We start from the raw sequence: 13,476 nt of genomic DNA, 5'->3' as shown, positions 1-13,476 counted from the left end.
GCCCTGGCATGGCTTGCCATGCTGCTGGTGCTGCTTGCCCCGCTGGTGAGCCGCTGGCTGGCGCATGGTCACGTGGCTGCCGCTGCGCCGGTGGCGGCCATGGACCACGCAATGCAGGCAGAACATGCTCAGCACGCGTTGGAAGGGCACCACGACCATCACGCGATGGCGATGCCGCACGGCGAGACCGCAAAGAAGCCGCCCGCCGATCCGCATGCCGATCATGAGATGGGCGTGGATTGTGATTACTGCCTGATTGCAGCGCGGTTGATCACCCTGTTGGTGGCGGCAGTGCTGCTGTTGATGCCGATGGCTCCGGTGTGCCGTGCGTTGCGCGGTGCCGTGCAGGCGTTGCCGCAACGAATCGGCGGCACGTTGGGAGCGCGTGGGCCACCCGCACTGATGGCTGCCTGAGCCGCACGCGCGTTGCACTGATCGTTTTTCCATGAGGTTGCCGGCCACGGCCGGTGCCCGCACGCGCGTGTCTGTCCCTTTCTGATTGCTGCCCTGCCATCGCGGGGTGGCCTTGCATGCCGTGAAAAAATGAAAACGAACCCCAACTCCGCGCGCCTGCGCCGGGCGACGCTGCCTGTCCTGTGCGCGTTGCTCCTGCATGCCGCGCCCCTGCTTGCCGCCGACGCGGCACCCCCGACCACGCTGGAGACCGTGCGCGTGGTCGATGCCCGCAGCGGCGAGCTGTCGTCCACCGCCAGCGCCGGCTCTGCGTTGGGTCTGAGCGTGCTGCAGACGCCGGCCAGCCTGACGGTGATTTCGCGCGAACAGCTGGAACAGCGCGGCGACAGCAACCTCAACGATGCGATCAGCCGGGCGGGTGCGATCAGTGCCATGCCGCACCCGGGCAACGGCTTGAGCGCGCTTTCCAGCCGTGGCTTCACCGACGGTGCTTCGGTGATGCGGCTGTACGGCGGGCTGCGCCAGTACGGCGGCGTGGGCATCACCTTCCCATTCGATACCTGGTCGATCGAGCGCATCGAGGTACTGCGCGGGCCGGCCTCGGTCATCCACGGCGACGGTGCGATCGGCGGGGTGATCAACATCGTGCCGAAGAAGCCCTCGCGCGGTGCCATCGAAAACGAGATCAGTGTGACAGTGGGCAGCGAGGACACCGCGCGGCTGGGCTTCGGCAGTGGTGGCGCGCTGACGCCCGAGCTGGCCTACCGGCTGGATGTGAGCGGCAACTACAGCGGTGGCTGGGTCGATCGGGGACGCAACGGCGATGCCACCTTCTCCGGCGCGCTGCTGTGGCAGCCGCGCACCGACCTGCAGCTGACCCTCACCCACGCGCAGGGCCATCAGAAGCCGATGCGCTACTTCGGCACGCCGCTGGTGGAGGGACGCCAGTTGGAGGCGCTGCGCCACCGCAACTACAACGTCGATGACAGCGAGATCCGCTTCCGCGACCGCTGGACCCAGCTCGACGCGCTGTGGACACCGAACGCGAACGTGGAATGGCGAACCCGCGTCTACCAGATCGACAGCCAGCGTGATTGGCGCAATGCCGAGGCCTATGTCTACAACCGCGCTACCGGCTTGATCGATCGCTCGGGCAATACCGAGATCACCCACAACCAGGACCAGACCGGACTGACCTCGACGCTGCGCGTGCAGGGAACGGCGGGTGGCCTGCAGAACAACTTCGCGGTGGGCCTGGATGCCAACCGCGCGCACTTCAAGCACACCAACAACACCTATGCCGGCAGCTCGGGCCCGGTCGATCCGTTCGATCCGGTGCCGGGCCAGTTCGCCAGCGACGCGCCGAACCTGCCGCGCTATCGCAACCGCGCCGAGCAGTACGCGCTGTTCGTGGAGGACCGGCTGGCGTTGAGCGAACGCTGGTCGGTACTGGGTGGGCTGCGCCACGACCGCGCGCGCATCCATCGCACCGATCTGATCAGTGGCCAGAACGCGTTCTCGAAGACCTACAGCAGCACCGGCTGGCGTGCAGGTACCGTATTCGCGCTGCAGCCGGCGCTGAGCCTCTACGCGCAGTACTCACAGGCGGCGGACCCGGTCAGTGGACTGCTGATGATCAGCCCAGCCAACGGTGCCTTCGATCTGGCCAAGGGCCGGCAGATCGAGGTGGGCCTGAAGCAGGCCTTCGATGGCGGCGAGTGGACGCTGGCGGCGTATCGCATCCGCAAGACCGGTCTGCTCAGCCGTGATCCGCTGGTGCCGGATCGCCGCGTGCAGGTGGGGGCGCAGACCTCGCGCGGTATTGAAGCGTCGTTGACCTGGAACGTCGCGCCGCACTGGTCGCTCGATGCCAACGCGACGGTGCTGAAGGCCGAGTTCGAGGACTTCCTGGAAACCACGGGTTCGCCGGCGGTGCTGGTATCGCGTGATGGCAACGTGCCGCCGAACGTAGCCGAGCGCCTGGCCAGTATGTGGCTGAACTGGCAGTTCGCACCGGACTGGAGTGCGGCGGGTGGCGTGCGTTACGTCGGCAAGCGCTACGCCGACAACGCCAACACACTGGAGCTGCCCGGCTACAGCACCACCGACCTGGCACTGACTTGGCAGGCGGCACCGCGCACGCGGCTGTCCGCGCGGTTGTTCAACGTGTTCGACAAGGCGTACTACGCCACCGCGTACTACACCAGCACGCAATGGCTGCTGGGTGCGGACCGGCGCGTCGAATTCACCGTCGACCATCGCTTCTGAGGAGGCCGGCCATGACGCTGCGATCCACCGCCAGGCGCTGGACCTACCTGGTGCATCGCTGGCTGGGCATCGGCGGATGCCTGCTGATGCTGCTGTGGTTCGTCAGCGGCATGGTGATGCTGTTCATTGGTTACCCGAAGCTGACGCCCGGCGAGCGGCTGGCGGCGTTGCCGGTGCTGGGTGAGGCCCGCGACCTGCAGGGGCTGTCGGTACTGCCTGCCGCCGTGCAGGCCGAGCCGGAGGCTGTGGCATTGACCACGCTACGCGGCGAGCCGGCGTATGTGGTGCGAAGTGGCAGCAATGTGGGCGCCTGGTCTGCCGTGACCGGCCAGGCGCTGCTGCCGGTGTCGGCACAGCGCGCCGAAGCATCCGCTGCACAGTTCGCCGGAGGCCCGGCCTTTGTGGGTGCGCTGCGCGTGGAGGAGGACCGCTGGACGCATTCGCGCGCATTGGATGTGCATCGACCGCTCTATCGCGTCGAGGTGGGCGGCGCGCAGCCGGGCGACCTGTACGTGTCCTCGCGTACCGGCGAAGTGGTGCTGGACGCCCCTCATGTGCAGCAGCGCTGGAACTATGTGGGCGCCTGGCTGCACTGGTTGTATTTCCTGCGCATGCAGTCGGTGGACCCGGTGTGGACGTGGGTGGTGATCGTGCTGTCCGCACTGTGCACGCTGGCGGCGGTCAGCGGCATCGTGGTGGGTGTGTGGCGCTGGCGTTTCCGTGGGCACTATCGTTCCGGTGCGAAGACACCGTACGTCGAGCCGTGGATGCGCTGGCACCATCTGATCGGTCTGGTGGCAGCGGCCTTCGTGTTCACCTGGATCTTCAGTGGCCTGATGTCGATGAATCCATTGGGTGTCTTCAGCAGCACGCATGCTGCGATCGACGGTGGGCGCTATCGTGGCGGCGCGGTGGCGGTGGATGGCGCGTTGGGCGATCCGGCGAAGCTTCTGGCGGTGGCCGATGCTGAGTGCTTCCGGCCAGTTGAGATCCAGTGGCGGCGCATCGGTGGTGAGCTGTTCGCGGTGCTGCTGGATGGGAAGGGCGGCACCCGCATCGTGTCCAGCACCCATGGGCGCCTGCAGGTTGCGCGGTTGCTGCCGGCCGCGTGGCTGCAGCAGAAGGTGCGGGCGCTGTCCGATGCGCCGATGCAGGATTTCGTGGTCCGACATGTACCGGATGCCTACTTCTATCCGCGTGCGCCCGAGGCCATGAATGGTGCGGCGGTACGCCGCTTCCCGGTGGCAGTGGTGGACTTTGGCGATGCGGAGGCGACGCGCGTCTATCTCGATCTGGCGACCGGCGATCCGTTGCTGACGATGGGGCATCGCGAGCGGGTGGGGCGCTGGTTGTTCTACTTCCTGCACAGCTGGGACCTGCCGGCGATGCTGCGCCAGGAAGGTGCCCGGCTGGCGGTGTTGCTGCTGCTGAGTGCTGCTGGCACCGCGTTGTGTGCCACGGCGACGGTGATCGGCTATCGGCGGTTGCGGATGAAGCTGCGGCGCAGGCGGCGTTGATGCCTTGGGCTACACCCGCAGCCAACGCGTGGACATCGCCACCAGCAACAAGGCCGTGGCAACGCCGATGAATGCAGCGATCAGGCCGAAGTGGTTGGCAGCAAAACCGATCAGTGCCGGCCCGGCGAGAATGCCGGCAAAGCCGAGCGTGGAAACGGCGGTGATCGCCAGGGCGCCGGGCATGCGGGTCTGGTGGCCGGCCAGCGAGAACAGCGCGGGTGCGATGTTGGCACAGCCGAGGCCGACCAGCACATAGCCGATCAGTGACGCCTGCCACGGCGTGACCAGGGTCAGCACCAGCACGCCCGCAGCGGCGAGCAGGGCCCCGAACACGATCGCGCGTTGGCGGCCCACGCGCGCCACCAGTGCATCGCCGAACAGGCGCGCGACGGTCATGGTCAGGGTGAAGGCCACATAGCCGATGCCGGCCAGGCTTGCATCGACGCGGCGCACGTCGCTGAGAAACACCGCGCTCCAGTCGAGCATCGCACCTTCGCCGAGGAAGGCGACGAACGCCAGCACGCCGATGAACAGCACGATGCCGTGTGGCAGGGCCAGCATCGGCGTGTCATGCGGCATGCGTTCGCTGTGCCAGTACGACGCCGACAACAGCATCACCAGCAGCATGGCGCCAACGCCGATCAGCACCGATGCCAAGGGCGGCAGCTGTGCGGACAGCAGCACGGTCATGGTGGCCGCGCCGAGGAAGCCACCGATGCTGAAGAAGGCATGGAAGCCGGACATCATCACGCGCCGTGCTTCGCGCTCGACGATGACGGCCTGTACGTTCATCGTGCAGTCCATCGCGCCCACGGCGGCACCGAACACGAACAGGACCAGCCCGAGTGTCCAGGCCGAACCGGCCAGCGCCAGGCCGGGCACGGTCAGGCAGATCAGCAGGCTGCTGGCCACCATCACCCGCCGGCAACCGAGGCGCGCGGCCAGCACGCCGGACAACGGCATTGCCAGCAGCGAACCGGCACCGAGGCAGAGCAGCACCAGCCCCAGCGTGGCGTCGTTGATCCCGGTGCGTGCCTTTGCGAACGGCACCAGGGTGGCCCACAGCGCGGTGGCGAAGCCGGGAATGAAGAACGCAGCGCGGGTCGCGTGCTGTTCGGCACGCGCGCGGTTGGCAACGGACATGAGCGGTACGGTCAGGGGGGAGTGGGGTGTACCGCGATGCCGGCGGCGCGGAAGCGTGCCGCCAATGCGGGCGGCGCGGTGGTGGTCAGCACCAGGTCGTCGATCTCGTCGAGGCTGGCGATCTGCCAGTTGCCGCGGGCACCGAGCTTTTCAGTCGTGGCGGCGACGATGACGCGGCTACTGCAGGCCACCATCGCGCGTTTCAGCGTGGCTTCTTCCGCATCCATTGCCCACACGCCGGTGTCGCCGTCCACCGCGCAGGGGCCGGGCAGGTACACGTCGGCACGCAGGCGCTGCACCTGGGCCAATGCCTCGGCGCCGACCGCACCGCCACCGCTGGCCAGGCGTCCGCCGATCAGCTGCACCGAGGTACCTTCGAGCATGCTGGCGGCGGTGGCGATCTGCGGGGCATTGGTGATCACCGTCAGGCCGAGGGCGGCCGGCAATTGCTGGGCGATCGCCAGGTTGGTTGAACCGGCATCGAGCAGTACGACCTGGCCGGGGTGCAGCAACGCGCAGACGCGGGCGGCCAGCTCGGCCTTGTCGCCGCGGTCGCGGGTCAGGCGCTCGCGCAGCGGGCGTTCCTTGGGCGGTGGCAGCACGGCGCCACCGTAAACGCGCTGGCACATGCCCTGTGCGGCCAGTTCGCGCAGATCGCGGCGGATCGAATCTTCGGACACGGCATAGCGGCGCGCCAGTTCGGCGGCGACTACGCGGCCCTGCTGGCGCAGTTCCTCGAGGATCTGCCGGGTGCGCTGGGCGGGGAGGGGGCTGGGATCGGAGCTCATGCTGCAAGTCTGCACGTTCGTTCATTAACGTGCAACAACGTGCATTCGGCATTGGGGGACGCAGGGCGGCTGGACTGCCGGTGAATCCGCCCGCGCCCACGTCTATGGATCGCCCTCGCGGCCCGGCATGATGGCGGGGCACCTGGCATGGAATCCCTGATGTCCCCCACCGTTCACCGCAAGCTGCGCATCGGCGCGGACCAGTACACCGGCCAGAAAGTGGTCGACCAGCAGTTCCATGAGTGCGATTTTTCCGGTGTCGACCTGACCGCCACCGAGTTCATCAACTGCAGCTTCTACGATGCCGACAGCCGCAGTGGCTGCCGCTTCAATGGCACCACATTGAAGGAGGCCAGCTTCCGCAGCTGCGACATCAGCATGTGCCACTTCAACTTCATCAAGGCGCTGGGCCTGGAGATCAGCGAGTGCCGCGCGCAGGGTGCGGATTTCAGCAACGCCAGCTTCATGAACCAGATCACCACGCGCAGTTGGTTCTGCAGCGCCTTCATCAAGAAGTCGAACCTGCGCTATGCCAATTTCTCGCGGGTCACGCTGGAGAAATGCGAACTGTGGGAGAACCGCTGGGACGGTGCGAACGTGAGTGGCGCAAGCTTCGCGGGCTCGGACCTGTCCGGTGGCCAGTTCGAGGGAATCGACTGGAACAGCGCCAACTTCACCGACTGCGACCTGACCAATTCCGATCTGGGCGAGCTGGACCTGCGCAGCACCAACCTGCGCGGCGCCACGCTGGACGTGCAGCAGGTGGCGCTGTTGATGCAGCGGATCGGCATCACCGTGGTGCCGTAGACATCACCCGGCGTACGCCACCCAGCCCTTGAAGCTGAAGCCCGCATAGAACAGCTCCACGCCATCGAAGCCGGCCTCCTGCATCAGCGCGACCTCCTGTTCGGGGGCCAGCAGCGGCAACCGCTCGGCAATGGCGTCGATCGCGCGCTGTGCATCGGCGTGGGCAACCCCCGAGGCTTCGGCGAACGCGGCGTAGCGCTGCAACCAGCGCAGCTTGCCGGCCGGATCCTGCGGCACGCTGTGGTGGGCCACCACCAGCGGTGCGCCGGGCTGCAGGCGCCTGTGCAGCTCGCGCAGCGTGTGCAGGCGCTGCGCGGCGTCGAGGAAGTGCAGGGTCAGCAGGCAGCTGGCACCATCGAAGCGCAGATCGGGTGCATCGTCGATGTAACCTTCCAGCAGCTGCACGCGCGGCATCAGCGGACCCAGTGTCTGCTCGGCCAGGGCCAGCATCGGCGCGGCCGGATCCACACCCAGCAGCTGCCAGCCCGGCTGCGCTTCGGCAAAGGCCTTCAGCTCAAGCCCGCCCCCGGCGCCGAGTACCAGCACGCGGCCCTGTGCGGGAACGTGTTCGGCCAGCAGCAGGCGGGTCATCTGCTGCAACGCGAGGAAACCGGGCACCTGGCGCAGCGGCGCTTCGGCATAGCGGGCCACCGCCTGCGGATCGGAGAACGTGGACATGCGCGGATTCCTGCGGCGGAGGACATGCCACTGTAGCGCGGCGCGCAAGAGGCGTTGCGCGCCGCTGCCGCATCGTCGCGGCCAGTTGCGGGGCGTACGCATGGTGGTGGCTGCGCTGGTCGCGCATTCCCGGCTCAGCGCAGCGCGCGCGCCAGTACCTGCCAGATTCTCGGGTCCTGGCACTGCGAAACGTTGAAGCGCAGATAGTCGGCCGCGCGCTGCGACTGGCTGAACGCGTTGCCCGGCGCCAGCACGATGCCCTCGCGCAGGCAGTGCCGCGCCAGTGCGGCGGCGTCGCGGCCGTCGGGCAGCTGGCACCACAGGAACAGGCCGGCTTCCGGCTGCAGCCACGGCGTGATGCCCAGCGCCTGCAGCTTCCGCAGTGTGTGCCGGCGTGCATCGGCCAGGCGCGAACGTATGGACTGCATGTGGCGGCGGTAACCGCTATCGGTCAGCGCGATGTGCATCAACTGCGCGGCCAGATGGCCGCCGCCAAAGCTGGTCGCCAGCTTCAGGTCGGTCAATGCCTCTATCCAGTCGTGGCGCGCAGCGATGTAGCCGCAGCGCGACGCTGCCGACAGCGTCTTGGAGAAACTGCCGACGTGGATCACCCGTGACAGTCCATCGAGCGCGGCCAGCCGCGGTGCCGGCTGCAGTTCGAAGTCGGCGAAGATGTCGTCCTCGACGATGATCAGCTCGCTGCGTTCGGCCAGGCCCAGCAGGCGGTGCGCGATGTTGGCTGAAAGCACCGCGCCGGTCGGGTTGTGCAGTCCGGAATTGGTGAGGTACAGCCGCGGCGAATGCGCCTGCAGGGCTTGCGCGAACGCCTCCAGGTCCGGGCCGCTGTGCGTGTACGGCACGCCGATGGCCTGCACCTGGTGCGCCTTGAGCAGTGCGTGGTAATTGAAGTAACTCGGGTCATCGACCAGCACGCAGTCGCCGGGCTTGAGCAGGAAACGGCAGAGCAGATCGACCGCGTGCGTACCGGATTCGGTCAGCAGGATCTGCTCCATCGGTGCATCGATGCCAAGCGAGGCGCTGCGCCTTTGCAGCAGCTGGCGCAACGCGGGCAGCCCGAGCGGGCCGGCGTAGTCCACCAGTTGCATGGCATCGGCACGCGCCAGCCCGCGCAGGCCGCGGCGCACGCCATCGTGATACAGCCAGTCACTGGGCATCCAGCCGCACCCTGGCTTGAGATCGCCCGCGGGCGTTTCCAGCGATTGTCGTGATACCCACAGCGGATCCACCGCGCGATCCAGCCGCGGCTCCATTTCGGCCAGCGTCAGCGGTGCGGCCGGGCCACTGACGTAGAAGCCCGAGCCTGCGCGTGCACTGATCAGGCCTTCGGCCGCCAGGCGCTCGTAGGCCTCGACCACGGTGGAGACTGAAACTCCCATGGTCGCTGCCTGCGCACGTACCGAAGGCAGGCGGGAGCCGGGGCCATCCACCCGTGCACTGATGCGGGTGCGGACGGTCTGGATGACCGATTCGATGCGGGTGAGCGGGCGCGGCATGGTGGAACCGTAGTGGAAGTGTGGGCAGTACAGTTACTTGCGGCTGTACTGGATTGTAGCTGGGGTCGTTCCGCGCTGGATGCTTCCATACAGGTGCAGCCGGGCATCGTCCGGCACCTTCAGGAGTACAGGCGTGGAACGGTCGGCGAGTGGTTGGATCAATGGCTTCATCGGTGTGGTGATCTTCGCCGGCTCATTACCGGCCACCCGCCTGGCGGTGCTGCAGCTGGATGCCGGGTTCGTCACCGCCGCACGCGCCACCATCGCCGCGGTGCTCGGCCTGGGCCTGTTGTTGATGCTGCGCCAACCGTGGCCGCGGCGCGGCGACCTGCCGGGGCTGGTGGTGGTCAGCCTCGGCGTTGTGGTCGGCTTCCCGCTGCTGACCGCGCTCGCGCTGCGCCATGCTTCGTCGGCACACACCATCGTGTTCCTCGGCCTGCTGCCGTTGAGTACAGCGGTGTTTGGCGTGCTGCGCGGTGGCGATCGGCCGCGCCCGGCGTTCTGGCTGTTCTCGTTGCTGGGCAGTGCCTGCGTGGTCGGCTATGCCGCGCGCAACGGCATCGAAGCCTCCTTGCAGGCCGACCTGCTGATGCTGGCGGCGATCGTGGTGTGCGGGCTGGGCTACGCGGAAGGTGGTCGGCTCGCCCGTCATCTGGGCGGCTGGCAGGTGATCAGCTGGGCATTGCTGCTGGCGTTGCCGGTGATGCTGCCGATGACGGTGCTGATGCGCCCGGCCTCGCTCTCTGCGGTCGGTGCCTCGGCGTGGTGGGCACTGGGCTACGTGGCAGTGTTCAGCATGCTGATCGGCTTCCTTTTCTGGTACCGCGGGCTGGCCCAGGGCGGCATCGCCGCTGTCGGCCAGCTGCAGCTGCTGCAGCCCTTCTTCGGCCTGGCCCTGGCCGCGCTGCTGCTGCACGAATCGGTCAGCCTCAGCATGGTGCTGGTGACTCTGGTCGCAGTGATCTGCGTCGCCGGCGCGCGCCGCTTCAGCCGCCAGGAAAAAGGGGACGGAAGGGGTTAAGTCGTTTCAGGCACAGCAGGGCCAATTACGACTTAATCCCCTCCGTCCCCTTTTCCGGGGTGCTGCGGAAAAGGTGCGCAACGGCGTAGTCGATGAACACCCGCAGGCGTGCACTGGGATGGCGCCCACCGGGCCATAGCAGCGAGAACTGCCCCTGGTGCGTGGGCAGTGTGGGCAGCACCTGTTGCAGGCGGCCATCGGCCAGCGCGTCGGCTGCGAGGAAGTCAGGCATCCAGGCCAGGCCCATGCATCCGATCGCAGCGGCCAGCACGGCCTCCATGTTGTTGCAGGTCATCGCCGTGGGAAGGCGCGCCCCGGCGTCGCCTTCGATGCCCGGCAGCTGCCACGGATGCAGCTTTCCGGTGGTGGGGTAACGGAAGCGCAGCGCGGTATGCATGCGCAGGTCGCCCACATCGCCGGGCGTTCCATGCATCTGCAGATAGCCCGGCGCCGCACAGAGGATGAAACGAAAACCACCCAGCCGCCGTGCGGTCAGGCTGGAATCGGCCAGTTCGCCACTGCGTATCACTGCATCCAGGCCTTCGCTGACCACATCGACGATGCGGTCGTTGAAGTCCAGTTCCAGCTGCACCTGCGGATAGCGTTGCTGGAAGCCGGGGAGCACCGGCAGCAGGAAGCGGTAGCCGATGGTGGGCAGGCCGATGCGCAGCAGTCCGCTGGGGGCGTGCTGTCGCTGCGCCAGGTCCGCCTGCGCTTCGGAAAGCTCATCCAGCGCACGCCGGCAGCGTTGCAGCAGCAGTTCGCCTTCGTCGGTGAGATGCACGCGGCGGGTGGTGCGCTGGAACAGGCGCGTGCCGAGTTCCTGTTCAAGCCGGGCGATGCGCTTGCCGACGGCCGAGGCTGACAGGCCGAGTACGCGGGCGGCACCGACGATGCTGCCTGCCTCCGCGGTACGGACGAAGGCGAGCAGGGCGGAGATGGAGTCCATGCTTGGATGATTGCGGAACATCTCGCCGCAATCAACGTCCACCGAGCCTGTTTTTCTGGAATAGCGGCCTGTCCATCATCAATGCCCCTGATGGATGGAGGCCCGCATGGCCCCGGATTCGATGCTCCCTGTACCTGTCCGCGCGCAGCAGCGCTGGGCGCTGCTTGCGGTCTGCCTGGCCGCGCTGGCGTTGCCGTTGTCCTTCTCTGCCGGTGCAGTCGCGGTGCCGGCGCTGGCCCGTTCCGCGGCGGCATCGCCCACCGCGCTGGCCTGGGTGACCAACGCCTTCATGCTCACCTTCGGCAGTCTGTTGCTCGCTGCGGGCGGCTTGGCCGATCGATATGGCCGTCGGCGGCTGTTCCTGCTGGGCACGGCGGGCTTCACCACCGCCACCGCCGCCGTCTGCCTTGCTCGCACGCTGCTATGGCTGGATCTGGCGCGCGGGTTGCAGGGCGTTGCCGCGGCGGCGGCGCTGGCATCCGGCACGGCGCTGCTGGCACAGGCCTGGCAGGGGCCGGCGCGTGCCCGTGTCTTCGCCCTGCTGGGCACCACGTTCGGCATGGGGCTGGCGTTGGGGCCCCTGCTCGCGGGCCTGCTGCTGCAGACATTGGGATGGCGCAGCGTGTTCGCCGCGGGCGGTGTGCTCACGTTGGTGGCCTTCGGCCTGGGGGCACGCGCGTTGCCTGAAAGTCATGGCGAGCGCCGACCACTGGATATCGGCGGCATGCTGAGTTTCAGCCTGACGCTGGCGGCGTTGACCCTGGCGCTGCTGTGGTCGGGCGAGTTCGGCCTGCATGCCGCGCGCGTGCAGCTGGCGCTGCTGGCGACGCTGCTGTTGGGCGGGGTGTTCGTCTTCATCGAACGGCGGCACCCCTCACCGTTGCTGGACCTCTCACTGTTCTCGCAACCGGCGTTCCTTGGTGTCCAGTTGCTGCCGGTGGCGACCTGCTTCGGCTACGTGGTGCTGCTGGTCGTGTTACCTCTGCAATTGCTGGGCGTGCATGGCCAGAGCGCGACGCTGGTGGGACTGCAGATGCTGGCCCTGTCCGCGCCGATGCTGGTGCTGCCGATGCTGGCCGCGCGCTGGGCGGAGCGCGTGGGAAGTGCGCGGCTGTGCACGCTGGGTCTGCTGGTGTGTGCCGCCGGCCTGTACCTGTTGTCGCGGCAGGCGTCGCACCCGTCGCCCTCGCAGTGGGTGCCGCTGCTGATGCTGGTCGGCGCAGGCACGGCTTTGCCGTGGGGGCTGATGGATGGACTGTCGGTGAGCGTGGTACCGGTGCAGCGCGCCGGCATGGCCGCAGGCATATTCGGAACCGTGCGGGTGGCCGGCGAAGGCATCGCGTTGGCCACAGTCACTGCCTTGCTTGCGCTGCTGATCGGCCATCAGCTGCAGGGCGCGTCGCCGGCATCGCTGGTGCGTGCCGGTGCCTATCTGGCCACGGGGGCGCGGGAACAGGCGCAGGCACTGCTACCGACGATAAGCGGCATGCAGCTGCAGCACGCCAGTAGTGAGGCGCTGGCGACACTGCTGCGTGTACTGGCGCTGCTGACCGCCGCCTGTGCCGCCGTGTTGCGCCTGTTGTTGCGGAAAAGGACAGGTGCCTTGGTCGGGAACATGGTGTAGCAGGCTCATCGCCGCCTCCGCCGTCATCCCGTTGTCGTGTCCCGCTCACGTCGCCTATGCCCACCCGGGCCTAGTCTTGATCGTCCCCGTCCCCCCACGGAGACCTGCCATGTGGCTGCTCGACCATCTCTGGCCCGGCCGTCGACCCCTTCCTCCCCCGGTCGAGGACGCGCCACTGGCACCGTCACGCCGGCCCTGGCTGAAACGCCCGGCGCGGGCGGGGCGCAGCGGCATGGCGCCCTGGCAGAAGATCGCCACGCCGCCGCGGCGCACGCGCCACTAGCCGGTGCGGTCTGACGGGTGGTTGACCCCGTCGCTGACCGGAATAACCCCCAGCGCGAACGGATCAATGCCCTCCAGGCAGGCCACGTTGTAGCCGTACTGGTCGGGGTTGGAGCGGCGCCGGTGATGGGTGTAGATGCCGCACACCCCGCAGAAGTAGTGCTCGGCCACATGGGTGTTGAACTGGTACTTCTGCAGGTGATGCTGCCCGCGCACCACCTGCAGGCCCTGGCGGGGGACGCTGGCGGCGATGGCACCCCGGCGCCGGCACATCGAGCAGTCGCAGCGGCGGGGATCGACGATGCCGTCCGGCAGGTCCAGCAGCAGCTCGACCGTGCCGCAGTGGCAGGTTGCGCGGTGCCGGGGTTGGACCGGAACGCCGGCCACGGAAGTGATGCCCATCATTGCTCCTGTGTGATCCATCTGGCCGTGCGGCCGCCGGAGACGGTGCGCCGGCGTGCCTGAACGGGC

The 13,476-nt window shown here is 67.9% G+C and carries 12 protein-coding genes; 6 read left to right on the top strand and 6 right to left on the bottom strand.

Annotated elements, in window-relative coordinates; translation table 11 throughout:
• The first annotated feature begins 18 nt into the window (after nt 1-18).
• The 3 genes from AC5P7R_RS02160 (at nt 19) to AC5P7R_RS02150 (ending at nt 4,199) form a co-directional block, all read left to right on the top strand.
• Nucleotides 19-414, top strand: coding sequence for a DUF2946 family protein (locus AC5P7R_RS02160; protein ID WP_227854119.1), 396 nt, complete (start codon nt 19-21; stop codon nt 412-414).
• A gap of 129 nt (nt 415-543) precedes the next feature.
• Nucleotides 544-2,682: a TonB-dependent receptor gene (locus tag AC5P7R_RS02155; RefSeq protein ID WP_478436238.1), complete on the top strand. Its 2,139-nt coding sequence runs from the start codon at nt 544-546 to the stop codon at nt 2,680-2,682.
• A gap of 11 nt (nt 2,683-2,693) precedes the next feature.
• Nucleotides 2,694-4,199, top strand: a complete 1,506-nt coding sequence (locus AC5P7R_RS02150) for a PepSY domain-containing protein (RefSeq protein ID WP_227854117.1) — start codon at nt 2,694-2,696, stop codon at nt 4,197-4,199.
• 9 nt (nt 4,200-4,208) lie between these two features.
• Here the strand turns inward: AC5P7R_RS02150 and AC5P7R_RS02145 are convergent, their stop codons facing one another.
• Nucleotides 4,209-5,342, bottom strand: coding sequence for an MFS transporter (locus tag AC5P7R_RS02145; protein WP_227854118.1), 1,134 nt, complete (start codon nt 5,340-5,342; stop codon nt 4,209-4,211).
• 11 nt (nt 5,343-5,353) lie between these two features.
• Entirely contained in the window at nt 5,354-6,130 is a 777-nt protein-coding gene (locus AC5P7R_RS02140) for a DeoR/GlpR family DNA-binding transcription regulator (protein ID WP_021202613.1), read from the bottom strand.
• A gap of 159 nt (nt 6,131-6,289) precedes the next feature.
• Between AC5P7R_RS02140 and smqnr the strand changes: the two genes are divergently transcribed.
• Nucleotides 6,290-6,937, top strand: coding sequence for a SmQnr family pentapeptide repeat protein (gene smqnr, locus AC5P7R_RS02135; RefSeq protein ID WP_111098575.1), 648 nt, complete (start codon nt 6,290-6,292; stop codon nt 6,935-6,937).
• Between the two features lie 3 nt (nt 6,938-6,940).
• On the opposite strand, the gene AC5P7R_RS02130 is transcribed toward smqnr, so the two are convergent.
• Together AC5P7R_RS02130 and AC5P7R_RS02125 are read right to left on the bottom strand one after the other, a co-directional pair.
• Nucleotides 6,941-7,615: a class I SAM-dependent methyltransferase gene (locus AC5P7R_RS02130; protein WP_111098574.1), complete on the bottom strand. Its 675-nt coding sequence runs from the start codon at nt 7,613-7,615 to the stop codon at nt 6,941-6,943.
• A gap of 134 nt (nt 7,616-7,749) precedes the next feature.
• Entirely contained in the window at nt 7,750-9,129 is a 1,380-nt protein-coding gene (locus AC5P7R_RS02125; RefSeq protein WP_021202610.1) for an aminotransferase-like domain-containing protein, read from the bottom strand.
• A 133-nt stretch (nt 9,130-9,262) separates the two neighbouring features.
• Between AC5P7R_RS02125 and AC5P7R_RS02120 the strand changes: the two genes are divergently transcribed.
• Nucleotides 9,263-10,150 (top strand): DMT family transporter, encoded by an 888-nt coding sequence (locus tag AC5P7R_RS02120; protein WP_111103384.1) that lies wholly within the window; start codon nt 9,263-9,265, stop codon nt 10,148-10,150.
• A 25-nt stretch (nt 10,151-10,175) separates the two neighbouring features.
• Here AC5P7R_RS02120 and AC5P7R_RS02115 read toward each other — a convergent pair whose 3' ends face one another.
• Nucleotides 10,176-11,099, bottom strand: coding sequence for a LysR family transcriptional regulator (locus AC5P7R_RS02115; RefSeq protein WP_058979452.1), 924 nt, complete (start codon nt 11,097-11,099; stop codon nt 10,176-10,178).
• A 106-nt stretch (nt 11,100-11,205) separates the two neighbouring features.
• On the opposite strand from AC5P7R_RS02115, the gene AC5P7R_RS02110 reads away from it, so the two are divergent.
• Entirely contained in the window at nt 11,206-12,723 is a 1,518-nt protein-coding gene (locus AC5P7R_RS02110; protein ID WP_155029053.1) for an MFS transporter, read from the top strand.
• 279 nt (nt 12,724-13,002) lie between these two features.
• On the opposite strand, the gene AC5P7R_RS02105 is transcribed toward AC5P7R_RS02110, so the two are convergent.
• Nucleotides 13,003-13,407 carry a GFA family protein gene (locus AC5P7R_RS02105; RefSeq protein ID WP_005415530.1) on the bottom strand — a complete coding sequence of 135 codons (405 nt, stop codon included), beginning with the start codon at nt 13,405-13,407 and terminating at the stop codon, nt 13,003-13,005.
• Nucleotides 13,408-13,476 lie beyond the last annotated feature (69 nt).

Source organism: Stenotrophomonas sp. YJH_SMC_27 (assembly GCF_059369815.1).
Note: the sequence above shows the minus strand (reverse complement) of the source record. Positions and strands in the feature narration are given on the sequence as shown.

Excerpts from the sequence above, each read along its gene's own strand:
- AC5P7R_RS02160 (WP_227854119.1), top strand. The coding sequence starts at position 19 with ATGCTGCTGGTGCTGCTTGCCCCGCTGGTGAGCCGCTGGCTGGCGCAT.
- AC5P7R_RS02155 (WP_478436238.1), top strand. The coding sequence starts at position 544 with ATGAAAACGAACCCCAACTCCGCGCGCCTGCGCCGGGCGACGCTGCCT.
- AC5P7R_RS02150 (WP_227854117.1), top strand. The coding sequence starts at position 2,694 with ATGACGCTGCGATCCACCGCCAGGCGCTGGACCTACCTGGTGCATCGC.
- AC5P7R_RS02145 (WP_227854118.1), bottom strand. The coding sequence starts at position 5,342 with ATGTCCGTTGCCAACCGCGCGCGTGCCGAACAGCACGCGACCCGCGCT.
- AC5P7R_RS02140 (WP_021202613.1), bottom strand. The coding sequence starts at position 6,130 with ATGAGCTCCGATCCCAGCCCCCTCCCCGCCCAGCGCACCCGGCAGATC.
- smqnr (WP_111098575.1), top strand. The coding sequence starts at position 6,290 with ATGTCCCCCACCGTTCACCGCAAGCTGCGCATCGGCGCGGACCAGTAC.
- AC5P7R_RS02130 (WP_111098574.1), bottom strand. The coding sequence starts at position 7,615 with ATGTCCACGTTCTCCGATCCGCAGGCGGTGGCCCGCTATGCCGAAGCG.
- AC5P7R_RS02125 (WP_021202610.1), bottom strand. The coding sequence starts at position 9,129 with ATGCCGCGCCCGCTCACCCGCATCGAATCGGTCATCCAGACCGTCCGC.
- AC5P7R_RS02115 (WP_058979452.1), bottom strand. The coding sequence starts at position 11,099 with ATGGACTCCATCTCCGCCCTGCTCGCCTTCGTCCGTACCGCGGAGGCA.
- AC5P7R_RS02110 (WP_155029053.1), top strand. The coding sequence starts at position 11,206 with ATGGCCCCGGATTCGATGCTCCCTGTACCTGTCCGCGCGCAGCAGCGC.
- AC5P7R_RS02105 (WP_005415530.1), bottom strand. The coding sequence starts at position 13,407 with ATGGGCATCACTTCCGTGGCCGGCGTTCCGGTCCAACCCCGGCACCGC.